The 20,756-nt window shown below is 67.2% G+C and carries 22 protein-coding genes; 7 read left to right on the forward strand and 15 right to left on the reverse strand.

The genetic code is table 11. The annotated features are described in order from the left end of the window. Window positions 1–127: 127 nt before the first annotated feature. The 5 genes from ACFK0J_RS03660 to hsaA form a co-directional block, all read right to left on the reverse strand. Window positions 128–403, reverse strand: a complete 276-nt coding sequence (locus tag ACFK0J_RS03660; protein WP_378736557.1) for a type II toxin-antitoxin system Phd/YefM family antitoxin — start codon at window positions 401–403, stop codon at window positions 128–130. 44 nt (window positions 404–447) lie between these two features. Next, window positions 448–1,014, reverse strand: a complete 567-nt coding sequence (gene hsaB, locus ACFK0J_RS03665) for a 3-hydroxy-9,10-secoandrosta-1,3,5(10)-triene-9,17-dione monooxygenase reductase subunit (protein WP_378736559.1) — start codon at window positions 1,012–1,014, stop codon at window positions 448–450. 62 nt (window positions 1,015–1,076) lie between these two features. Then, window positions 1,077–1,982, reverse strand: coding sequence for an iron-dependent extradiol dioxygenase HsaC (gene hsaC / locus ACFK0J_RS03670; RefSeq protein ID WP_218473162.1), 906 nt, complete (start codon window positions 1,980–1,982; stop codon window positions 1,077–1,079). Continuing rightward, window positions 1,982–2,860 (reverse strand): 4,5:9,10-diseco-3-hydroxy-5,9,17-trioxoandrosta-1(10),2-diene-4-oate hydrolase, encoded by an 879-nt coding sequence (gene hsaD / locus ACFK0J_RS03675; RefSeq protein WP_378736561.1) that lies wholly within the window; start codon window positions 2,858–2,860, stop codon window positions 1,982–1,984. The genes hsaC and hsaD overlap by 1 nt, the downstream gene beginning before the upstream one ends. Window positions 2,861–2,871: 11 nt before the next feature. After that, entirely contained in the window at window positions 2,872–4,035 is a 1,164-nt protein-coding gene (gene hsaA, locus ACFK0J_RS03680; protein ID WP_378736563.1) for a 3-hydroxy-9,10-secoandrosta-1,3,5(10)-triene-9,17-dione monooxygenase oxygenase subunit, read from the reverse strand. 196 nt (window positions 4,036–4,231) lie between these two features. Between hsaA and ACFK0J_RS03685 the strand changes: the two genes are divergently transcribed. Both ACFK0J_RS03685 and ACFK0J_RS03690 read left to right on the forward strand, forming a co-directional pair. After that, complete coding sequence (locus tag ACFK0J_RS03685; protein ID WP_378736566.1) at window positions 4,232–5,446, forward strand: Rieske 2Fe-2S domain-containing protein; 1,215 nt, start codon at window positions 4,232–4,234, stop codon at window positions 5,444–5,446. Further along, window positions 5,446–5,775, forward strand: coding sequence for a hypothetical protein (locus ACFK0J_RS03690; RefSeq protein ID WP_378736568.1), 330 nt, complete (start codon window positions 5,446–5,448; stop codon window positions 5,773–5,775). Before ACFK0J_RS03685 ends, ACFK0J_RS03690 begins: the two co-directional genes overlap by 1 nt. A 73-nt stretch (window positions 5,776–5,848) precedes the next feature. On the opposite strand, the gene ACFK0J_RS03695 is transcribed toward ACFK0J_RS03690, so the two are convergent. Together ACFK0J_RS03695 and ACFK0J_RS03700 are read right to left on the reverse strand one after the other, a co-directional pair. Beyond that, window positions 5,849–6,259: a cupin domain-containing protein gene (locus ACFK0J_RS03695; RefSeq protein ID WP_378736570.1), complete on the reverse strand. Its 411-nt coding sequence runs from the start codon at window positions 6,257–6,259 to the stop codon at window positions 5,849–5,851. A 62-nt stretch (window positions 6,260–6,321) separates the two neighbouring features. After that, window positions 6,322–7,380, reverse strand: coding sequence for a saccharopine dehydrogenase NADP-binding domain-containing protein (locus ACFK0J_RS03700; RefSeq protein WP_378736572.1), 1,059 nt, complete (start codon window positions 7,378–7,380; stop codon window positions 6,322–6,324). Between the two features lie 95 nt (window positions 7,381–7,475). Between ACFK0J_RS03700 and ACFK0J_RS03705 the strand changes: the two genes are divergently transcribed. Beyond that, window positions 7,476–8,393: an AraC family transcriptional regulator gene (locus ACFK0J_RS03705; protein WP_378736574.1), complete on the forward strand. Its 918-nt coding sequence runs from the start codon at window positions 7,476–7,478 to the stop codon at window positions 8,391–8,393. A gap of 73 nt (window positions 8,394–8,466) precedes the next feature. After that, entirely contained in the window at window positions 8,467–9,315 is an 849-nt protein-coding gene (locus ACFK0J_RS03710) for an aminoglycoside phosphotransferase family protein (protein ID WP_378742607.1), read from the forward strand. A gap of 5 nt (window positions 9,316–9,320) precedes the next feature. On the opposite strand, the gene ACFK0J_RS03715 is transcribed toward ACFK0J_RS03710, so the two are convergent. From ACFK0J_RS03715 to ACFK0J_RS03750, 8 genes are all read right to left on the reverse strand, one after another. Beyond that, window positions 9,321–10,073, reverse strand: coding sequence for a DUF427 domain-containing protein (locus ACFK0J_RS03715; protein WP_378736576.1), 753 nt, complete (start codon window positions 10,071–10,073; stop codon window positions 9,321–9,323). 28 nt (window positions 10,074–10,101) lie between these two features. Further along, window positions 10,102–11,349 carry an MFS transporter gene (locus ACFK0J_RS03720; protein WP_378736578.1) on the reverse strand — a complete coding sequence of 416 codons (1,248 nt, stop codon included), beginning with the start codon at window positions 11,347–11,349 and terminating at the stop codon, window positions 10,102–10,104. Then, window positions 11,346–11,804, reverse strand: coding sequence for a MarR family winged helix-turn-helix transcriptional regulator (locus ACFK0J_RS03725; RefSeq protein WP_378736580.1), 459 nt, complete (start codon window positions 11,802–11,804; stop codon window positions 11,346–11,348). Before ACFK0J_RS03725 ends, ACFK0J_RS03720 begins: the two co-directional genes overlap by 4 nt. A gap of 117 nt (window positions 11,805–11,921) precedes the next feature. Beyond that, window positions 11,922–12,977, reverse strand: a complete 1,056-nt coding sequence (locus ACFK0J_RS03730) for an acyl-CoA dehydrogenase family protein (RefSeq protein WP_378736582.1) — start codon at window positions 12,975–12,977, stop codon at window positions 11,922–11,924. Beyond that, the gene (locus ACFK0J_RS03735) at window positions 12,974–14,005 is read right to left on the reverse strand and encodes an acyl-CoA dehydrogenase family protein (protein ID WP_378736584.1); all 1,032 of its coding nucleotides are present in this window, start codon (window positions 14,003–14,005) and stop codon (window positions 12,974–12,976) included. The genes ACFK0J_RS03730 and ACFK0J_RS03735 overlap by 4 nt, the downstream gene beginning before the upstream one ends. After that, on the reverse strand, window positions 14,002–15,186 hold the full coding sequence (locus tag ACFK0J_RS03740; protein WP_378736586.1) for an acyl-CoA dehydrogenase family protein: 1,185 nt from the start codon (window positions 15,184–15,186) through the stop codon (window positions 14,002–14,004). The genes ACFK0J_RS03735 and ACFK0J_RS03740 overlap by 4 nt, the downstream gene beginning before the upstream one ends. 61 nt (window positions 15,187–15,247) lie before the next feature. Continuing rightward, the gene (locus tag ACFK0J_RS03745; RefSeq protein ID WP_378736588.1) at window positions 15,248–16,147 is read right to left on the reverse strand and encodes an enoyl-CoA hydratase; all 900 of its coding nucleotides are present in this window, start codon (window positions 16,145–16,147) and stop codon (window positions 15,248–15,250) included. After that, window positions 16,147–17,700: a FadD3 family acyl-CoA ligase gene (locus tag ACFK0J_RS03750; RefSeq protein ID WP_378736590.1), complete on the reverse strand. Its 1,554-nt coding sequence runs from the start codon at window positions 17,698–17,700 to the stop codon at window positions 16,147–16,149. Before ACFK0J_RS03750 ends, ACFK0J_RS03745 begins: the two co-directional genes overlap by 1 nt. Window positions 17,701–17,786: 86 nt before the next feature. On the opposite strand from ACFK0J_RS03750, the gene ACFK0J_RS03755 reads away from it, so the two are divergent. The 3 genes from ACFK0J_RS03755 (at window position 17,787) to ACFK0J_RS03765 (ending at window position 20,700) form a co-directional block, all read left to right on the forward strand. Further along, on the forward strand, window positions 17,787–18,992 hold the full coding sequence (locus ACFK0J_RS03755; protein ID WP_378742609.1) for an acyl-CoA dehydrogenase family protein: 1,206 nt from the start codon (window positions 17,787–17,789) through the stop codon (window positions 18,990–18,992). Then, a complete protein-coding gene (locus ACFK0J_RS03760; RefSeq protein ID WP_378736592.1) occupies window positions 18,989–19,792 on the forward strand; it encodes an SDR family oxidoreductase in 804 nt (267 codons plus the stop codon). The genes ACFK0J_RS03755 and ACFK0J_RS03760 overlap by 4 nt, the downstream gene beginning before the upstream one ends. A gap of 179 nt (window positions 19,793–19,971) precedes the next feature. Beyond that, a complete protein-coding gene (locus tag ACFK0J_RS03765; RefSeq protein WP_378736594.1) occupies window positions 19,972–20,700 on the forward strand; it encodes a hypothetical protein in 729 nt (242 codons plus the stop codon). Window positions 20,701–20,756: the final 56 nt, after the last annotated feature.

Here is a 20,756-nt window from a genome sequence, read left to right on the forward strand (position 1 = left end):
ACTCCCTGGTGGAGCTCGGCCAAAGTGATTGTTGTGATGTCGGGGATCTTCGGCAGTAAATCCAGATCGAGCTCGTACAGGTCGATGAATGTGCACGTGTCCAATACGCCGGAAGCTCGTCGGTCGCTCACCCGCGCGAACCCCATACATCATCGTCCCCGATGCGATCCGCGGTGCCGAAGAATTCGTCTGCTTCCTTGCGCATCTGCGCATAGTCAACGCGAGGTAGGTTGCGGTGTCGTTCGACGAGTTCCTCGGCGGTCAAACGGCGCCGACGATGGACCGGCCGCAGCTCTGCGACTTCGACGCCGTTGCGGGTAACCCGAAACGTCTCGCCGGCTTCGACAGCATCCATGACCGCAGCAGAGTTATTGCGGAATTCCCGCTGCGAGATCACCTTCATGAGACCAGTGTAGCCGCGTGTAGCACAGTGGGCTACACGCGGCGTTACAGCCAGGTGTCGAGGGTGGTGGTGGTGAGGAAGTGTTCGAGGTCGGCGCGCCAGGGGGCGGGGGTGGTTTTTTCGGGTTCTATGGCGGTGTATTGGCCTCGGTAGAAGAGGAGGGGGCGGCCGGAGGTGGTGGATTCGGTGAGGGCTTGGACTCGGCCGATGACTATGTGGTGGTCGCCGCCGTCTACGACGCTTTCTACGGTGCATTCGATGGTGGCGAGGGCGTCGTCGAGGACGGGGAGGGTGCGGGGTGAGGTGTGCCAGGGGGCGCCGGCGAATTTGTCGGGTTCGCGGGATCCGAAGCGGGCGCACAGGTCGCGTTGCGCTTCGGCGAGGACGTTGACGCAGAAGCGCCCGGATTGTTCGATGGCCGCCCAGGAGCGTGAGGTCTTGGTGGGGCAGAACAGGATCAGGGGTGGGTCGAGGGAGAGGGCGGCGAAGGATTGGCAGGCGAAACCGATCGGCGCCTCGGCATCGTCGAAGGTGGTGATGACGGTGATGCCGGTGCAGAACTGGCCGAGCACATTGCGGAATTGCCGGCCATCGATGGCGGGTTGGGTCATCGTTTCGCTCGCCCTCTGCTCACCCACCCCGTCGGCTTCGCCTGCTGCCGTCCCCTGGCCCGTCACTGCTGGCGCTGCCCGACCGTGAAGTCGTGGCCCCACAGGCTCACGGCGGTGGATTCCCGGGCAATCCAGTCATTGTCGTCGACTTCGAGTCCCTCGCAGCCGAATTCGACGTCGAAGCCGCCCGGCGTCTTCATGTAGAAGGAGAGCATCTTGTCGTTGACGTGCCTGCCGAGGGTCGCCGACATGCGTACCTTCTTGCGCAGCGCGCGATCCAGGCACAACCCGACATCGTCGGCTTCCTCGACCTCGAGCATCAGGTGCACGATGCCGCTCGGTGTCGGCATCGGCAGGAAGGCGAGCGAGTGGTGCCGCGGGTTGCAGCCGAAGAACCGCAGCCAGGCGGGTTCACCGTCGGCGGGACGCCCGACCATCTGCGGTGGCAGCCGCATCGAGTCGCGCAGCCGGAAGCCGAGTACGTCGCGATAGAACTCCAGCGCGGCCTTGTCGTCCTTGGTGCTGAGCACCACGTGCCCGAGCCCCTGCTCCTCGGTGACGAACCGGTGACCGTACGGGCTCACCACCCGCCGATGTTCCAGTGCCGCACCGTGAAACGCCTCCAGGGTGTTGCCGGAGGGATCGTCGAACCGGATCAGCTCGTGCACCCGCCGATCGGCCAGTTCCGCGGCCGTACCCTCCTTGTAGGGCACGCCCGCGGCTTCGAGCCGACTCCGGATATCCTGCAGCTCTGCGGCATTGGCCGTTTCCCAACCCGAGATCTGCAGCCGGTCCTGTTCGCCGGGCACGATCACCAGCCGAGCCGGGAATTCGTCCATCCGCAGGTACAGTGCGTCCGGATTCCCGCCCTTGCCTTCGACCATGCCGAGCACTTTGAGCCCGTACTCGCGCCAGGCGGCCATATCGGTCGCCTCGATGCGCAGATAGGCGAGTGATCGAATCCCCATCACTTCTCCTTGGTACCGGCGAGGAAATCAATTGCCAGCCGGTTGAATTCGTGGAACTTCTCCAACTGTGCCCAGTGCCCGCAGTCACCGAACACGTGCAGCTGCGCCCGCGGGATCAGCTTGGTGGCGACGAGCGCCCCGTCGAGCGGGTTGACCCGATCCTCCCGCCCCCAGATCAACAGCACCGGCTGACGCAGCGTATAGGCGTCGCGCCAGAGCATGCCCTTCGCGAAATCCGCACCGGCGAAGGACTTTCCCATCGCCCGAGCCGCGGCGAGCGATTCCGGTGTGCTGGCCGAGGCGAACCGTTCGTCGATCAACTCGTCGGTGATCAGCGACTGATCGAAGACCATGATCCGCAGGAACGCTTCCAGGTTCTCCCTGGTCGGCTCGTAGTTGAACTTGGCGAGCAGTTTCACGCCCTCGGTGGGATCGGGCGAGAACAGGTTGGTGCTCAACCCACCCGGCCCCATCAGCACCAGCTTGCCTGCCCGATCGGGGTAATCCAGTGCGAACCGGACGGCCGTGCCGCCGCCGAGTGAATTGCCGAGCAGATGTACCCGCGACGTGATCTGCAGGTGATCGAGCAGATCCTGCAGCGCCGAGGCGCTGTGCACGAAGTACTGCGGATGCTCGGTCGGCTTGTCCGAGCGACCGTACCCGGGCTGGTCCACGGCGAGCACGTGAAAATTCTGCGCCAGCACCGGGATGTTGCGGGCGAAGTTCGACCAAGACGACGCGCCGGGTCCGCCACCGTGCAGCAGCACGATCGTCGGCCCGTTGCCTGCGCCCGCTTCGTGGTAGTGCAGCCGCAGGTCCGGCCGCACCTGTGCGTAGCGGGAGGTCGACTCGGCGGTCAGTTCCGTGGTAGAGGTCACGACTCCAGCTCCTACACCATGCCGTCGGTGACGGGCAGCCCGAACTCGTGTGTGCCGTACATCAGGTAGGCCCGCTCGGGATCATTGGCGGCATGTACCCGGCCCGCGTGCGCGTCGCGCCAGAAGCGTTGCAGCGGAGTGCCGTTCGCCAGCGCCGTGGCACCCGAACTCTCGAAGAGCTTGTCGATGGCGGCGATCGAGCGACCGGTGGCCCGCACCTGGTCGCGCCGAGCCCGCACCCGCAGGTCGAACGGGACATCCTTACCCGCGACCAGTAATGCGTACTCGTCGGCGACATTGCCGGACAGCTGCCGCCAAGCCGCGTCGATATCGCTGGCCGCCTCCGCGATGCGCACCTTGGCGAAGGGGTCGTCCTTCGCCTTCTCGCCCGCGTACGCCGCGCGTACCCGCTTGCCCTGATGCTCGACATGCGCCTCGTACGCACCGTAGGCCATGCCGACGATGGGCGCGGAAATTGTCGTGGGATGGACGGTGCCCCACGGCATCTTGTACACCGGGTCGGTGTTCTGTTCCAGGCCGGGCGATTTCATCTCGCTCATCGCGCGGAAACTCAGGAACCGGTGCGACGGAACGAAAATGTCCTTCACCACAACGGTATTGGAGCCGGTGCCGCGCAGGCCGACCACGTTCCATACGTCATCGATGCGGTAGTCGTCGCGTGGAATCAGGAAGCTGCCGAAGTCGACCGGCTTGCCGTCCTTGATCACCGGTCCGCCCAGCACCGCCCAGGTGGCGTGGTCACAGCCGGACGACCAGGCCCACGCGCCGTTGACGAGGTATCCACCGTCGACGGCGAGGCCCGCACCCATCGGCGCGTAGGACGAGGAGATCCGCACCTCGGTGTCCTCGCCCCAGACGTCTTCCTGCGCCTGCTGGGCGTACAGCGCCAGATGCCAATTGTGTACGCCGACAATGCCTGCCACCCAGCCGGTGGACCCGCACGCGCTCGCGATCTTGCGCACCGTGTCGTAGAAGACCACCGGGTCGGCCGCGTGACCGCCCCACTGTTTGGGCTGCAGCAGCCGGAAGAAACCGGTCTCCTGCAACGCCTTCATGGATTCGTCGGGGATCCGCCGCAGGTCCTCGGCCTCCTGCGCGCGCTCGCGCAGCGTCGGCAACAGCGCGTCGACCCGTTCGGTCACTTCTTGCGTCATCTCGGGACCTGCTCCTGCCTGGTCGATTGATAACCGGTACTCATTGCCTCTGAGACTAGAACAGGTTCTTATTTCTGTCGAGAACCGGTGCCGAACCCGGGTCGTAGATGGACATGTGCAGGAAGTGACCGGAATCGCTGGCACGGAACGCGACATTTTTGTAACGTGTTCTAGTACAGAAGGAGGAGGATTCGCGATGGCAGTTACCCCACAGGGGAGCGGTGCGAAGGTCCGGGAGCTAGATGTCGGTACCGTGCCCACCCGGTATGCGAGGGGATGGCATTGCCTCGGTCTGGCCAAGTCGTTCCGCGACGGCAAGCCACACGCCGTCAATGTGTTCGGCACCAAGCTCGTCATCTGGGCCGACAGCGCCGGTGAGCTGCGCGTGCTGGACGCCTACTGCAGGCACATGGGTGGCGACCTGAGCATGGGCGAGGTCAAGGGTGACGACATCGCCTGCCCGTTCCACGATTGGCGCTGGTCCGGCGTGAACGGCAAGTGCACCGCGATTCCTTATGGGCGGCGGGTGCCGCCGCTGGCGCGTACCAGGAAATGGACCACGCTCGAGCGCAACGGACAGTTGTTCGTCTGGCACGACGTCGAGGGCAGCCAGCCGCCGCCGGAGGTGACCATCCCGCACATCAAGGGTCCCTACACCGATGCGGACGGCAATCCGACCGAAGAACTCGACAGCGGCTGGACCGAATGGGTCTGGAATTCGATGCTGATCGAGGGCGCCAACTGCCGCGAGATCATCGACAACGTGGTCGACATGGCGCACTTCTTCTACATCCACTTCGCCTTCCCCACCTACTTCAAGAACGTCTTCGAGGGCCACATCGCCACTCAGTTCCTGGAGACCAAGGGCAGGCCGGACATCGGGATGGCGTCCAAATACGGCGGCGACACCCTGCTGAAGTCGGAGGCGTCCTACTTCGGGCCGTCCTACATGATCAATCCGCTGATCAATATCTACAGTGGGTACGAGGTCAAGAGCGTCCTGATCAACTGCCACTACCCGGTGACCCACGATTCCTTCGTCCTGCAGTGGGGCATCACGCTCGAGAAGCCGAAGGGCGTCGAGGGCGAGATGGCGGACAAGCTGGCCGCGAAGATGTCCGAGGGCATCAGCGTCGGCTTCCTGCAGGACGTCGAGATCTGGAAGCACAAGTCCAAGGTGGAAAATCCACTGCTCTGTGAGGAAGACGGCCCGGTCTACCAGCTGCGCCGCTGGTATGACCAGTTCTATGTGGACGCGGCCGACGTCACCGAGAAGATGACCCAGCGCTTCGAGTTCGAGGTGGACACCACCAAGGCCAACGAGGCATGGGAGGCCGAGGTCGCGGAGAACCTGCGGCGCAAGCGGGAATCCGACGCGGCCGAGGCCAAGGAAGCGGAGGCCGGAGTCTGATGGTCACCTGGGCTAAAGCACCCGACTTCGCCGACCAGCCGGCGCGGCAGGCCGAAGTGCGCGCCCAGACGGTGGTCGACAAGCAGCGCTATCTGGAGCACGGCCTGACACCGCTGCGGTGTCAGGCCTGCCAGAGTCAGGTGCTGGTGCGTAAGAGCAGTTCCCACCAGACCTCGGTGCAGTGGACCGAGCCGCCGCAAACGCGCTGCCCCGTCTTCGCCGAACTCAGCAGGAACGGTGGCGGTCCCGGCCGCCCGGACTCCTGCCCGCAGCTGGAGAAAACCATCAAATGGGCCGTGGACGAGGGCGTCCTCGAAGTTCCGGAATAGCAACCGGCCCTGGTGACTTCCCCGCCACGGTCTACCTGTTCGCCGACGAGTTCTGGTCGCCAGGGCGTGCGGGTCAGTTCATTTCGAAGTCGGCGAAGTCGAAGCCGGGGGAGACGAGGCAGCTCACCAGGACATACTCGTCGCCTGCGGGGCGTGCGGCCTGGCGGACTCCGCCCGGCACGACGGCTTGTAGCAGCTGACCGCGTTCGACGTCGGGGCCGAGGACGATCTCTTCGCCGCCGATGTTCAGCAGCAGCGGACCGCCGCGATGCCAGAGCCACAGTTCGTCGGAGCGGACCGTATGGGGTGCGGACTGTTCACCGGGCAGCAGCAGGAAGTAGATCGCGGTTGCGCTGGATCGTGCGCCGGCATAACCGTCCGGGGTGAATTCCACGGCGCTGCGCCAGGTTTCGCGGAACCAGCCACCCTCCGGGTGGGGTGCCAGGTCGAGGGCGGCGGCGAGCGCGGGTCGGGTCTCGGTCATCACTCGACTATGCCTGACCCGCCGCGAAAAGGCGCCGGTGCGGCGCCTTTCGCACTGCCGGATCAGAGTTCTTCGATGCGCCAGGTGATGTCGAAGGGCGCGAGCGCATCGAGGAAGTCGGCCGCGTCGAAGGCCTCGGCCGCGGCCAGCGCTCCCGGCTTCGGCGTGCCGTCCATCAGTCGCACGGCGACCTCGACCGCCATCAGTGCCGAATCGCGGTAGGAATGCACACCACTCACCACGCCGCGGACCGTCCGGCCGTCCGCCCCGAACGCGTCGACGACCAGGTCGTAGCGCAGATCCGCACTGGGTGCGTCCGGCAGCGAGTCGATGATCTCTTCGGTGAAGCCGCTCAGTGTGTCGAGAATCGAGGTGGCCAGCACCCCCTCGACGTAGGAGACGTTCGAGTGACGGGGAATCGTGAGCACCGGCGGCTGGGGGAATTTCGCGACCGAGGTCGGTTCGGTGTCGCCGGGAAAGGTCATCGTGTTGTGCTTAGCCGTTGCGCCGGTGTGGAATTCGCCGTTCGCGTAGTTCCAGCCGCCGTTGCGGAACCAGTCGAGGCTGGCGAACACCGTCTTGGCGCTGCCCTTGGACCCGTTGCCGCCGCTCTTGCTCAGGTGACTGACCACTACTTCGGCCGGACCGGTCACCCGCCGGGTCGTCAGATAACCGAGCAGGTCGCCGGGCAGATTGCTGTCGGTGACGCCGGAGACCAGGCTCACCCCGGCCGCCTCGGCCCGCGGGCCGAACTCGTCGAACACCCGCTTCAGGAACAGTTGCTCACCGGACATGTCGGTGTAGTGCGCCCCGGCGTCGATCGCCGCCGCCAGCACCGCGGGACCGTGTTGGACGTACGCGGGCAGGCTGCTGATCACCACGTCCGCGCCGGTGAACGCGGCCACCAGGGCGTCGTGGTTGCCGAGATCGGCCACTCGGATCGCGGCGTCGGGCAGGTCGGCGGCTACCGCGGCGGCGCGGATCCGGTCCGCGTTGCGGCCCACCAGAATCGGCGTGAAGCCACGTCGGCGCAGCTCGGTGAGGACGTAGCCGCCGGTGATGCCGGTGGCGCCGTAGATGGCGATGGTCTTGCTGGATTCGGTTGCGCTCGTCGATGTCATGACTCGAAATCTATGGCTGTTCGATGAGTAAACCAATGGCCGTATTGCTCGTCGGTATGTCTTAAACGCTCACCATCAAGCGCTATGGTGAACGAGTGGACATTCTCAGCGAGACCATCGCAGCCATCCGCACCGGCAGCCCGACCTCCGGGATGTTCATTCGACACGCGCCATGGGGTCGCCGCTACCCCGTGGTGCCGGGTGCCGGGTTCCATGTGGTGTTGCAGGGTTCCTGTTGGCTGGTGCCGCCGGGCGGCAGCCCGATGGCGCTCGGTGTCGGCGATGTCGTGTTCATGCCGCGTGGTGCCGATCACGACCTCCTGGACAGCCTCGACACGCCGGTCACCGAGATAGCGCAGCCGGGGGAACCGAGGGAAATCACCGGCCCCGGCGTGCGCACGGCATTGCTCTGCGGCGCTTACGAACTCGGCAGGCAGCGCAGCCACCCGCTGCTCGATGAGCTGCCGGAATTCATTCACCTCCCGGCCCGTCCCGGCAGGCACCCGGCGCTGCGCGGCGCCGTCGACCTGCTCGCCGCGGAGATCGCCGAACCCCGCCCTGGCAGCGACGCCGCCGTTCCCGCGCTGCTGGAAACGCTGCTGCTCTTCGTCCTGCGTGCCTGGCTGGACGAACAGGCCACCGATCGATCTACCGGCTGGGCAGGCGCTTTCGCCGATCCGGCGGTGGCCGCCGCGCTGCGCGCCGTGCACGAGGAACCCGCGCGCACCTGGACCGTCCCCGATCTCAGCGACGTCGCCGGTGTCTCCAGGGCCACCCTGGCACGCCGCTTCACGGCCACCGTCGGCGAACCACCGCTGGCCTATGTCACCCGCTGGCGCATGCTCACCGCGGCCCGCCTGCTCCGGGAAACCGACAGCCCGCTGGGCACGGTGGCCCGAAAGGTCGGTTATACCTCCGAATTCGCCTTCGCCAAAGCGTTCAAGCGCGAATACGGTCTTGCCCCAGGCCAATACCGGCGCGCCGAAGACAAGCCGCCGCTCGTCGCGGTGTGAGCCAGCCGCGGCGGTGGTAGCACCGAATCGGCACGGTAGAAACACGGGTGTGGAAACGGTGGATGTGGACGCTCTGCTCGAGACACACGGAGGGCTGCTCGGCCGCCTGTTGCCCGGCGACGCGCCAGGTGATCTCACGGTGCGTGAAGGCCAGTTCCACTATGTGGTGATCGGTTCGGAGCGAGTCGTCCGCCTGGCGCGCACCGATGCGGCGGCGGTGCGTCTGCCGTCTCGGGTGGCGGTGCTGCGTGTGTTGTCCGGGCTCGATCTCGGTGTGCGCGTCCCTGAGCCGCTGGCGGTGGCAGGGCCTGGCGACGTTGTTCCTTATGTGGTGCTGACCCGGGTTCCGGGTGCGCCCTTGGCGGTAGACGCGATCAGTTATCCAGAGAGCGCGGAAGCTGTTGCGCGGCAATGTCATGCGTTGTTGTCCAGGCTGTCTGCCGCCGGCGGGGACCAAGCGATACGCGAATCGCTCCCGCCCGCTCCGGTCGATCGATGGCGTGAGTTCGCCGACGGTGTCCGTGGCGAGTTGTATCCACTCATGCACGCAGCTGGGCGGAAACGCGCCGAGCGAGAGTTGACGGCACTCGACGCTCTACCGCAGCTGAACAGCGCGGTCGTCCACGGGGATCTCGGCGGCGAAAACCTGTTGTGGGACAACGTCGATGGATTACCGACCTTGCGCGGCGTCGTCGACTGGGACGATGCCTGTCTCGGTGACCCGGCCGAGGACTTCGCCGCCGTCAGCGCTTACGGCCCAGAGGTACTGCGCAGGGTACTGGCGCACACTGAGGCGTCAACTGGTGACCTCACCGCCCGAATAGCAGCTATCCAAGGCACTTTCGCCCTCCAGCAAGCACTCGCCGCCTACCGCGACGGCGACGACGAAGAGCTCGCGGACGGCTTGACCGGCTACCGCTGAACCGCTCAGCTGAACGGGCTGTGTGGACGTTCCTGGAGTTCGCCGTCGACGTAGGTGTCGACCTTCTCGTTGTAGAAGCAGACCAGCCCGGCGACCTTCTGGCTCTCCGGCAGCGGCGTGCGGTAGCCCCACACGTAATCCCGGTATTCGTTGTCGCCCACGCGGACGGTCCAATAGTCGGCGGTGCCCTTGTAGGGGCAGCTGGTGTGGGTGTCGGACGGCTGCAACAGGTCCATCCGGACGTCGGTCATCGGGAGGTAATACCTTGCGGGCAGCCCGGTTTCGAAGAGGATGCGCGGAGAGTGCGAGTCCGCGACCGTGACACCGTCGATCTCCACCCGCACGTGCCGGGAGCTGGCGAGGATGTCGACCCGAGAGTAGGGGTCGCGGGGGTGGACGTAGACCGGCTCGTCTTCTTCGAACCACTCGTCCATCTTGTTCCACTCGAGCCGGACCAGCTCGTTCAGCTCGGGCAACGGTGAATCGTGGTAGCGCAGTGCGGCAGCCGCGGCCGTGGCGCCATCGACGACCACGTCGTATTCCGTCGCCTCACCGCGACTGGGAGAGTGGTGGGTGTTGCCGGTCGCCTCGAGTTTCGCGCGCAGATCCGCCGCCGGTACGTAGTACGTCGGGTAGTGCGGGCTCTCCCACACCAGCACCGGTCGTGCCGTATCGGCCACCACGCGGCCACCGAGAAATACCCGCACTCGCTTCTGGCTGGTCTCGATCTTTACCCGCCCTCGCCGCGCATCGCCCATACCATCCGACGGTACTCCCGCCATCGACTCAGTCGCCCACGGTGATCGCTGTCGCTTCGTCGACGCTGTGCGGCGCGGGATCATGGTCATCGATGTGCGCGAGCGCCGCGCGACCGGCCAGCAGGACGAGTACCGCGGCCGCGGTGCAGGCGGCGCCGACCCAGAACGGCAGCGCGATGCTGTGCTCCCCGAGCTTGCCCGCGAGGTACGGCGCGGCCGCGCCGCCGGCGAAGCGGACGAAGCTGTAGGCCGCGGAGGCGGTCGACCGCTCGACCGGGGCGGAGATCATCACGGCCTCGGTGATCAGAGTGTTGTTCACTCCGAGGAACAGTCCGGCCAGCACGGTACCGATGATCAGCACCGGCTTGTGCTCGGCGAACGCCGCCATCACCGCGAGGTCCGCGGCGAACAGCGCCAGCGACAATCCCATCATCGGCAGCGAACCGAACCGGCGCTGCAACCGCGGCGCCAGGAACACCGACGCGAGCGCGAGCAGCACGCCCCAGCCGCAGAAGATGAAGCCGATCGCGTAGGTGCCCATGTCCAGCGGGAACGGGGTGTATGCGAGCAGCGTGAAGAAGCCGAAGTTGTAGAGCAGCGCGGTGAGGCTGACGGTCAGCAGTCCACGATGGCGCAGCGCGAGGAACGGGGCGGCGATCGAAGTGCGCTGCGTCGGCTTCGGCCCCTCCGGCAGCAACACGACGATGCTGACCAACGCGACGGCCATCAATACCGAGACGCCGAAAAACGGTCCACGCCAGCTGATTCCGCCGAGCACACCGCCGAGCAACGGGCCGGTGGCGATGCCGATGCCCAGCGCGGCCTCGTAGAGGATGATCGCGCGGGCGACGCCGCCGCTGGCCGCACCGACAATGGTGGCCAGCGCGGTAGCGATGAACAGGGCGTTGCCGAGGCCCCAACCCGCCCGGAAGCCGACGATCTGCGTGACGGTGTCCGACAACCCCGCCAGTGCCGCGAACACGATGATGATGGCAAGACCGGCCAGCAATGTCTTCTTGGCGCCGAACCGGCTGGACACCACGCCGGTGATCAGCATGGCGACGCCGGTGACGAGCATGTAGCTGGTGAACAGCAGCGACACCTGCGAAGGCGAGGCGTTCAGCTGTTCACCGATGGGTTTCAGGATCGGATCCACCAGCCCGATGCCCATGAAGGCGATCACGCTGGCGAACGCGACGGCCCACACGGCTTTCGGTTGCCGGGTCGTCTCGCTGGTGTCCGCGCCCGCGGCGCGTTGCGGAGCCGTAGTGCTCATCGATGTTCCCTCGATATCGGATCGTGCTGTCGGGTCGCCGTTTTTAGGGCCTCCAGCAGTTCGTTCAAATCGGTGTCCAGGCGTGCGAGACGCGCGATGTCGAAGTCGTCCAGCCGCGTGGTGAGCGCGGCGGCGAAGGCCTGCCGCGCCTGGGTGAGCCGAGTGCGCCCGGCCGGGGTGAGTTCGACGACGACGGCCCGGGAATCCGCCGAATCCTTGCGTCGGGTCGCGAAACCGTCCGCGACCAGCCTGCCGATCAGCGTCGTTGCCGCCGGCTGGGAACAACGGTCGATCCTGGCGAATTCACTGACCCGCACGGCACCGTGTTCGTCGAGCACCGCCAGTGCCCGCAGCACCGCGCGCGGCAAATCGTCGCCGCTGATCACCCCGGCCAGCCGAGTGAGCCTGCCCGCGGTGACGAGTAGATCGACGACGATGTCATCCGCTGTGTTCACCGGGACCTGCTGCACTTAGATATTATTACATAAGCTAACTATCTATATTTCGTGAACTCGATCACGGGTGCGCAAAGCCCCGGTACGCAGGGCGTACCGGGGCTTTGAGCCGGATGTTCAGGCGTTGAGCGGGACCGGGCGGCGCGGTGTGCCGAAGAGCTGCGCGTCGCCATGGGCGCGCTTGAAGAACAGGTGTGCGTCGTGCTCCCAGGTGATGGCGATGCCACCGTGCAGCTGGACGGTTTCGGCCGCGATCGTGGTCAGTGCGTCCGAGCAGTGCAGGCGGGCAACCCAGACGTCCTCGGTGGCGGTGGGGTGGTTCTCGGCCACCGCGACGGTGGCCGCGGCCGAGGCGGACTTGGCCGATTCCAGCAGCACGTACATGTCGGCCATGCGGTGCTTCAGGGCCTGGAAGCTGCCGATCGGGCGGCCGAACTGAACCCGGGACTTGGTGTATTCGACCGTCATCTCCAGGCACTGCTCGGCGGCGCCCACCTGTTCGGCGGCGACCGCGGCCCAGGCGATTTCGCGCAGGCGCGCGATCGCGGGCGCGGGATCGCCGGTGCCGAGGCGACGGGCAGCGGCGGCCGTGCAGGTGATCCGGGTGAGTTTGCGCGTGGGGTCCATGGTCGGCACGACGTGCCGTGCAACGCCGGTCGCGGTGGGCTCGACCTCGAAGAAACCGGTCGGGGTAACCACGATCAGTGTGTCGGCCTGGTCACCGTCCAGAACGTAATGTGCGGTGCCGGTGAGTGTTCCGCTCGATTCGTGCACACCTGGTTCGTCCCAGCCGCTTTCGTTCGCCCAGCACACCGCGAGGGTGCGAGTGCCCGCCGCGACCTCGGGAAGTAGCCGGGCGCACGCCTCCGTGTCGGCGGACAGCAGCACGGCCTGTACACCGAGAACAGCGGACCCGAGCATCGGCACACCGGCCAGGGTGCGGCCGAGTTCGCGGACCACCACGAGGGATTCGACCAGACTCGCGCCGAAGCCGCCGTACTCCTCGGGGATGGCCAGCGCCGCCACGCCGATCTGCTCGCACAGCAGCCGCCACAGCGCCGGGTCGTAACCGAGGTCGGTGTCCATTGCCGCGCGCACCGCGGCGGACCCGGCGTGCTTGGTGAGCAATGCGCGGACCGAGGCGGTGAACTCCTGATGCTCGGTGCTCGTCATGCCGTCCCCCGCAGTTGGCGCGCAAGCACCGCTTCGTCGCGGAGGGCACGGGCGATTCGCGAGCGGTGGAGATCCGTTGTGCCCCAAGCGGAACGGAGTGCGGTCACCTTGGTCAACCACAGCGACAAATCGTATTCGGCGGTATAACCGATCGCCCCGTGCACCTGGAGAGCCGCCCTGGCCGCCCGGTAAGCGGCATCGCCGCAGGCGATAACGGCGGCCGACACATCCCGGCTGCGCGTCGGCTCGCCCATGGTGAGCGCGGCACGGAAGAGCAGCGGTTCGGCCAGATCCAGCCCGATCAGCACATCGGCGAGCTTCTGCTTGACGGCTTGGAACTCGCCGATCGGCTTACCGAACTGCTTGCGCTGCTTGGCATACCCGGTGGCGGCGTCCAGCAGCGCGTGTCCCGCGCCGAGCAATTGCGCCGCACCGGCCAGTGCGCCGGTGTCGAACCCGACAGCGATGGCGTCCAGCACCTCGTCGCCCTCGGCAATCGACTCGTCGGCGGTGACCGCGAACAGGCGGCGAGCCGGATCGATCGACCGCACCAGTCCGGCCCGCTGTCCGGTGTACAGCTGCCCGCCGTCCGCCAGCAGCACCACCTCGGCGGAATCGGCGTCCAAGGCCACGCTGTGCTGGTCCGGTGACGCGAACGCGATGGTGCCCATCGCGGCACCGTCGGCGAAGTCCGGCAGCCAGCGCGCGGCCAGGCGCTTGTCCGGCAGTGCTTGCAGCAGCGCGGGTATCGCGGCCGCCGTCTCCACCAGCGGGCCCGGCGCGGCGGCCCGACCCAGCTCGACGAACGCCACCACCAGATCGATCGGCTCCGCGCCGACCCCGCCGTGCTCCTCCTCGATGGCCAGACCGAGCACGCCCGCACCCGCCAGTTGGCGGATCAGGGCACGTCCCGGACGGGGGTCGCCGGTCGCCCAGCTGCGCACCGCGCCGGGCGTGCGGCCGGCGTCCAGCAGCTTGCGCAAGCTGGTGCCGAAGTCGAGTTGTTCCGGACTGAGCGCGAATCTCATCGGCTGCTCCCTCTGTGCTTACCCACCCCGCCGGCTTCGCCGGCTGCCGACCCCCTAGGTAGTCCGAGCAGCCGCTCGGCGATGATATTGCGCTGAATCTCGTTGGTGCCCGCGTAGATCGGGCCGGACAGCGCGAACAGATAGCCGTCGGTCCACGGCCCCGACCGCTCGGCGGCCGCGCCGAGCACCTCCAGCGCCGTCTCGTGCATCGCGATATCGAGCTCGGACCAGAACACCTTGGTAATCGAGGATTCCGCGCCCAGCTTGCCGCCCTCGTTCAGCCGGGTCACCGTGCCGAAGGTATGCAGCCGGTACGCCTCGCTGCCGATCCAGGCGTCCACCACGGCATCGCGCTGCGCGGTGTTGGTCCGGTCGCCGATGTCGAGCCAGAGGTCGATCAGCCGCTGTGCGGTGGCGCTGAACCGGCCAGGGCTGCGCAGCGACAGGCCGCGTTCGTTGCTCGACGTGCTCATCGCCACCCGCCAGCCCTCGCCGGGGGCGCCGATCACATCGCGATCGGGCACGAAGACCTCGTCGAGGAAGATCTCGGCGAAACCGGGTTCGCCGTCCAACTGCGGGATCGGGCGCACCGAAACGCCATCCGCGGTCAGCGGGAACATCAGATAGGTCAGTCCCTTGTGCCGCTCGGCCGCCGGATCGCTGCGGAACAGCCCGAAGGCCCAGTCCGCGTAGGCCGCTCGCGAACTCCAGGTCTTCTGCCCGCTCAGCAACCAGCCGCCGGTGGTACGTCGGGCCGTCGACCGGATGCCGGCGAGGTCGCTGCCTGCCTCCGGTTCCGACCAGGCCTGCGCCCAGATGTCGTCACCGCGCGCCATCCGCGGCATGATTCGGGCCAATTGCTCGGCGGTGCCGTGCTCGAAAAGTGTTGGCGCCAGCAGGAAGATGCCGTTCTGGCTCACTCGTCCCGGTGCGCCCGCCGCATAGTATTCCTGTTCGAACAGCACCCATTCCAGCAGCGAGGCATCACGCCCGCCGTACTCCTCGGGCCAGGCCACCACCGAGAGGCGGGCGTCGGCGAGGGTGTGCTCCCAGGCTCGATGTGCCTCGAATCCAGCCGCGGTGTCCATCGAGGGCAGCGGTTGCGCGGGCTTGTTGGCGGCCAGGAACTCGCGGACTTCCGCCTGGAATTCCCGCGTCGCCTGATCGATATCGAGATCCACCTACGTCGCCCCATTCTGTATTGACTCTGCGGCCTTCGCGGGCCCTGCGTGGTTACGCAAGCTACTGCCTCCGGGCCTGATGCTCAGGCCGCTGCGTAGCTTGGTCGCTCGCCTGTGCCTTCATCGTCTTGGCGTTCATGCCGCCCAGCGAGTCGGCCCCGACCTCGGCATTGTGTGCGTGCGCGAAGTGGTGCAGGCCGAACACCGAGTCCATCCCGGTGCGCATGCCCATCAGGTCTTCGGCCTGGTTCACCGCCTTCTTGGTCAGCGCGAGGCCGAATTGCGGCATGGCGGCGATCTTTTCGGCCAGTGCCAGCGTCGCTGTCTCGAGCTCCGCGCGCGGCACGACCCGATTGACCATGCCCCACTCCTTGGCCTGCGCCGCACCGAACCGGTCCCCGGTGAACAGGAACTCCTTCGCCGCGCGCGGTCCCATCACCCAGGGGTGCGCGAAGTACTCGACGCCCGGAATGCCCATCCGCACAACGGGATCGGAGAAGAACGCGTCATCGGCGGCGATGATCAGATCACACACCCATGCCAGCATGAGCCCACCCGCGATGCAAGCGCCCTGGACCATGGCGATGGTCGGCTTGGGGATTTCCCGCCAGCGGCGGCACATGCCGAGGTAGACCTCGAGCTCACGGGCGAAGCGCTGGTCGCCACCGACCTTGTCGACGTGATCCCACCACAGCGCGGCCTTGTTCGGGTAGTGGATGTGATGATCACGGCCCGGCGTGCCGATATCGTGCCCGGCGCTGAAGTGTTTGCCGTTGCCCGCCAGCACGATCACGCCGACCTCGGGGTCTTCGACGGCCCGCTCGAAGGCGGCGTCCAGCGCGTAGGTCATCACGGAGTTCTGCGCGTTGCGGTAGTCCGGCCGGTTCAGCGTGACGATCGCCGTGCGGCCCCGCACCTCGTACGTGACGACGTCACCCTCGTCCGGGATCGGTTCCGACATTACGAAATCTCCTCACGTAGTTGGCGCTTGAGCACTTTCCCGGCGGCGCTGTAGGGCAGCTGGTCGCGGAACTCGATGAACCGCGGCACCTTGAAGTTGGCCAGCACGGTGGTGGCATGGGCGAGCACTTGGTCCTCGGTGAGCGTCGCGCCCGGCTTGCGGACCACGAATGCCTTGCCCACCTCGCCCATTCGGGTATCCGGCACGCCGATCACGGCGGACTCGGCGACACCGTCCAACCGGGCCAGCGCCTGCTCGACCTCGGCCGGGTACACGTTGAAGCCGCCGGAGATGTACATGTCCTTGAGCCGGTCGGTGATCTTCAGATACCCGCGCTCGTCCAGCGTGCCGACGTCGCCGGTGTGCAGCCAGCCGTCGGAATCGATGGCCGCCGCGGTGCTTTCGGGATCGTCGAGATAGCCGAGCATCACGTTCGGCCCGCGCAGCAGCACCTCGCCGTTGTCCGCCAGCCGTAGTTCGAAGTCGGCGATCGGGCGGCCGCAGGTGCCCGCGATGGTCTCGGCGTCGTCGTCCGCCCGGCACATGGTGCCGAACCCGGCCGCCTCGGACAGGCCGTAACCGGTGATGACGACATCGAAATCGAGTTCCGAGCGCATCCGCTCGACCAGCACCACCGGCACGGTCGCCGCTCCGGTCACGGCGACCCGCAGCGTGCTGAGGTCGAACTTGTCGCGGTCCGGGTAGTCGAGAATGGTCTGATAGATCGTCGGCGGCCCGGGCAGCACGGTGATCTTTTCCGCGCTCACCAGCCGCATGGTGGCCGGTACGTCGAAGACCGCCTGCGGAATGATCGTCGCCCCGGTGACCAGGCAAGCGAGGATGCCCGCCTTGTAGCCGAAGTTGTGGAAGAACGGGCTCACCACCAGATAGCGGTCGTCGGCGTTCAGTGTTGTGCACTCCGCCCAAGCCCGGACGACCGAGAGCGCCTGCCGGTGGGCCACCAGCGTGCCCTTGCTGCGCCCGGTAGTGCCGGACGTGAACAGGATGTCGGAAACGTCTTCTGGGCTCACGGCCGCCGCGCGCTCTTCCGCCTCGGCGAGCGTGGCCTTCTCGGCGACTCCGGCGAGCTCGGACCAGTCGAACGCGGTCGCGTCGCCCGTCGTGGTGTCCGGCTCGACCGGGATGACGACCACCGTCTCGATGTCGAGTGCCGGTGCGGCCGCGCGCAATTCGGCGAGCCGGTCGCGGCCGAGGAAGGTGCCGGCGATGAACAGTGCCCGCGCGTCGACCCGGCCGAGCACGTCGGCGGCCTCGTCGGCGACATAGCGGGTGTTCAACGGCACCAACGCCGCACCGACATAGTGCGCGGCGAGCGCCGCGACCACCCAGTGGTGGGTGTTCGGCGCCCACATCGCGACTCGATCGCCCGCTTGCACGCCGCGGGCGATCAGCGCCCGCGCCACCTCCTGCACCGCCGCCAGCAGTTGCGTCCAGTCCAGCCGGACCGCGCCGTCGGCGAGGGCGGGGGCGGCGCCGAAGGTGCGCGCGGCGTGCTGCAGTGCCAGCGGTGTCGTCTGTGCAGGGGTGGTCACGGTTGTCCTTACCGTCTGTGGCGGGCACTTATGCAAGCGCCCTACAAAGCAAGTGCTTGGTAGGTTATCCTACCGGCGTGGGTGCGATCCAGACCTCAGAATCCGGCACCGCCGCGGCGGGCGGGCGGTTTTCCGCGACGCGAGACGCGCAATTCGCCGCCGAAGTGCGCGAGTGGCTGGCGGAGAACCTGAACGGCGAATTCCGCGAGCTGCGCGGGCTCGGCGGACCGGGCCGGGAACACGAGGCCTTCGACGAGCGCCTTGCCTGGGATCGGCACCTGGCCGCCGCGGGCTGGACCTGCCTCGGCTGGCCCACGGAGTACGGCGGCCGCGCGGCGACCGTGCGCCAGCAGGTGATCTTTCATGAGGAGTACGCGAAAGCGAACGCACCGGCCCGGGTTTCGCACGTCGGTGAGGAACTGCTCGGGCCGACGGTGCTCGCCTTCGGCACGCAAGCGCAGAAGGACCGCTTCTTGCCCGGCATCCGCACGGTGAAAGAGCTGTGGTGCCAGGGCTATTCGGAACCGGGCGCGGGCTCGGACCTGGCCGCGATCACCACCGCGGCGCACCTCGACGGCGACGAATGGTCGATCAACGGCCAGAAGATCTGGACCTCGCTGGCCCATGTCGCCGACTGGTGCTTCGTCATCGCACGCACCGAGCGCGGCTCGACCCGGCACCAGGGTCTGTCCTACCTGCTGGTCCCGATGAAACAGCCGGGCATCGATGTCCGCCCGATCATTCAGCTCACCGGGACCTCGGAGTTCAACGAGGTGTTCTTCGACAACGCGCGCACCGCCGCGGATCTGGTGATCGGCGCGCCGGGCGACGGCTGGCGGATCGCCATGGGCACGCTGACCTTCGAGCGTGGCATCTCCACCCTCGGCCAGCAGATCAGGTTCGCCAGGGAACTGGCCGATGTCGAGGCGCTGGCCCGGCGAACCGGCGCCGCCGACGACCCACTGATCGCCGACCGGATCGACCGCGCCTGGGTCGGACTGCGGGTGCTGCGCGCGCACGCCATCCGCACCATGGAGGGCGCGGGTGTGGATGACGGGGGCCAGGCCTCGGTCGCAAAACTGTTGTGGGCCAACTGGCACCGCGGCCTCGGCGAACTGGCGATGGCCGTGCTCGGCCCGTCGGGTCTGGTGGCCGACGCGGACGATCTGAACGAATGGCAGCGGCTGTATCTGTTCACCCGCGCCGACACCATCTACGGAGGTTCGAACGAAGTGCAGCGCAACATCATTGCCGAACGCGTGCTCGGCCTACCGCGGGAGGCACGGCCATGAGTGAGCGAGCCGATCTGTCTGTCGCGCCGCAGCCGATCCCCGGGCACGGCCTGCTCACCGGACGCGCCGCCGTCATCACCGCGGCCGCGGGCACCGGCATCGGCTCGGCCACCGCGCGCAGGCTGCTCGCCGAGGGCGCCGACGTGGTCGTCTCCGATTGGCACGAGCGGCGTTTGGCCGAGACGGCGACCGAACTCGCGGCCGAATTCCCGGATCGCAAGATCGCCTCGATCGCCTGCGATGTGCAGAGCACCGAACAGGTCGACGCCTTGGTGCGCGGCGCGGCCGACGCGATCGGCCGGATCGACATCATGGTCAACAACGCCGGCCTCGGTGGCGAGACGCCGGTGGTCGACATGACCGACGAGCAATGGGATCGCGTTCTCGACATCACCCTCAACGGCACCTTTCGCTGCACCCGCGCCGCACTCGGTTACTTCCGCGCCGCGGGCCATGGTGGCGTGATCGTCAACAACGCCAGCGTGCTCGGCTGGCGCGCGCAGCGCGGCCAGGCGCACTACGCCGCGGCCAAGGCGGGCGTGATGGCGTTGACCCGGTGCAGTGCCGTCGAGGCCGCCGAACTCGGCGTGCGGATCAACGCGGTGGCCCCGAGCATCGCCAGGCACGCCTTCTTGGACAAGGTCAGCTCGCCCGAATTGCTCGACCGGCTGTCCGAGCGGGAGGCATTCGGCCGGGCCGCCGAGCCGTGGGAGGTCGCCGCCACCATTGCCATGCTGGCCAGTGATTACACCTCGTATCTGACCGGTGAGGTGGTCTCGGTCAGCAGTCAACGCGCCTGAGGTGGTTCGGTTTATCGTGACCACCGGAACCGTCGCGCCAGAGTGCGATCGCCATCCAGCATCCCGCACATATCGAGCAAATGGGCGGCTGATCAGGTAGAAAAGGCCGCGCCAGATATCGCCGGGGTGTGCCATGCTGGGTGACATCGGATCCCGCACTCTCCAAAGGGGCGATAGCTATGGGCCTGGATAGCCCAGCTGCCCGCGAACAACTGGAACTCGAATTGGTGCGCGAAGTCGTGCTGGCCCGGCGCAGACTGGACAGCATGGTGCTCGCCGCGCTGACGCTCGGCGCCGAACTGATCGAGCACACTTCCGAATGCGCGACCGCGATGCGCGCCGCACAAATTCTCGAGCAGTACGCCGTCGACGAGCGCGAGGTCGCGCGCGACCCACGCGCCGCGCTACGTGCCGATATGGCGCGAGATCGGGCGCGAGCCAAGCAGATCGGGCTCGGTGCGGATAGCGAGGAGACCGAGCAGGACCGGCGCCGACATCGGCAGACCGCCCTGCTGTGCGAGGTGCGGGCGGACCTGCTCGACGTGGTGGCGAAATGCCGGAAGTTCCGCTTCGATCGCGTCGCCTTCGACGAAGAGATCGCCCAGGGCCTGTGCGCCGCCACCGACAAGCTGGTGATCGGCGCGGACATGGACACCTACCAGGCGTGGCAGCGCGGCATGGTGCTCAAGCTGAAGGAAGAGCCGGTGGCCTACGGCCCGCCGCGGGTGATGGCGACGGTGGACGCCGGGCCCGGCCGCGGTCAGCTCACCGTCGAATGGGACAGCTGCGAAAGACGTCTTGCGTTGGTCGCGCGGATGGCCAGAGCCGGTGTCGCACCCGTGGTGATCTGTGACCGGCTGCTAGCCGACCTATCCATGTCCTCGCCGCTGCGATATTCGATGCGCTGAGCAGCTGAAGCGCGACATACCACCTGCTGCCCTGTACCAAGCAAATGCTTGGTTGT

The organism is Nocardia brasiliensis (assembly GCF_042691675.1).
Classification (GTDB): domain Bacteria; phylum Actinomycetota; class Actinomycetes; order Mycobacteriales; family Mycobacteriaceae; genus Nocardia; species Nocardia brasiliensis_D.

Bases quoted from the DNA above. Each gene is read 5' to 3' on its own strand.
- ACFK0J_RS03660 (WP_378736557.1), bottom strand. From the start codon at position 403: ATGAAGGTGATCTCGCAGCGGGAATTCCGCAATAACTCTGCTGCGGTC.
- hsaB (WP_378736559.1), bottom strand. From the start codon at position 1,014: ATGACCCAACCCGCCATCGATGGCCGGCAATTCCGCAATGTGCTCGGC.
- hsaC (WP_218473162.1), bottom strand. From the start codon at position 1,982: ATGGGGATTCGATCACTCGCCTATCTGCGCATCGAGGCGACCGATATG.
- hsaA (WP_378736563.1), bottom strand. From the start codon at position 4,035: ATGACGCAAGAAGTGACCGAACGGGTCGACGCGCTGTTGCCGACGCTG.
- ACFK0J_RS03685 (WP_378736566.1), top strand. From the start codon at position 4,232: ATGGCAGTTACCCCACAGGGGAGCGGTGCGAAGGTCCGGGAGCTAGAT.
- ACFK0J_RS03690 (WP_378736568.1), top strand. From the start codon at position 5,446: ATGGTCACCTGGGCTAAAGCACCCGACTTCGCCGACCAGCCGGCGCGG.
- ACFK0J_RS03695 (WP_378736570.1), bottom strand. From the start codon at position 6,259: ATGACCGAGACCCGACCCGCGCTCGCCGCCGCCCTCGACCTGGCACCC.
- ACFK0J_RS03700 (WP_378736572.1), bottom strand. From the start codon at position 7,380: ATGACATCGACGAGCGCAACCGAATCCAGCAAGACCATCGCCATCTAC.
- ACFK0J_RS03715 (WP_378736576.1), bottom strand. From the start codon at position 10,073: ATGGGCGATGCGCGGCGAGGGCGGGTAAAGATCGAGACCAGCCAGAAG.
- ACFK0J_RS03720 (WP_378736578.1), bottom strand. From the start codon at position 11,349: ATGAGCACTACGGCTCCGCAACGCGCCGCGGGCGCGGACACCAGCGAG.
- ACFK0J_RS03730 (WP_378736582.1), bottom strand. From the start codon at position 12,977: ATGACGAGCACCGAGCATCAGGAGTTCACCGCCTCGGTCCGCGCATTG.
- ACFK0J_RS03735 (WP_378736584.1), bottom strand. From the start codon at position 14,005: ATGAGATTCGCGCTCAGTCCGGAACAACTCGACTTCGGCACCAGCTTG.
- ACFK0J_RS03745 (WP_378736588.1), bottom strand. From the start codon at position 16,147: ATGTCGGAACCGATCCCGGACGAGGGTGACGTCGTCACGTACGAGGTG.
- ACFK0J_RS03760 (WP_378736592.1), top strand. From the start codon at position 18,989: ATGAGTGAGCGAGCCGATCTGTCTGTCGCGCCGCAGCCGATCCCCGGG.
- ACFK0J_RS03765 (WP_378736594.1), top strand. From the start codon at position 19,972: ATGGGCCTGGATAGCCCAGCTGCCCGCGAACAACTGGAACTCGAATTG.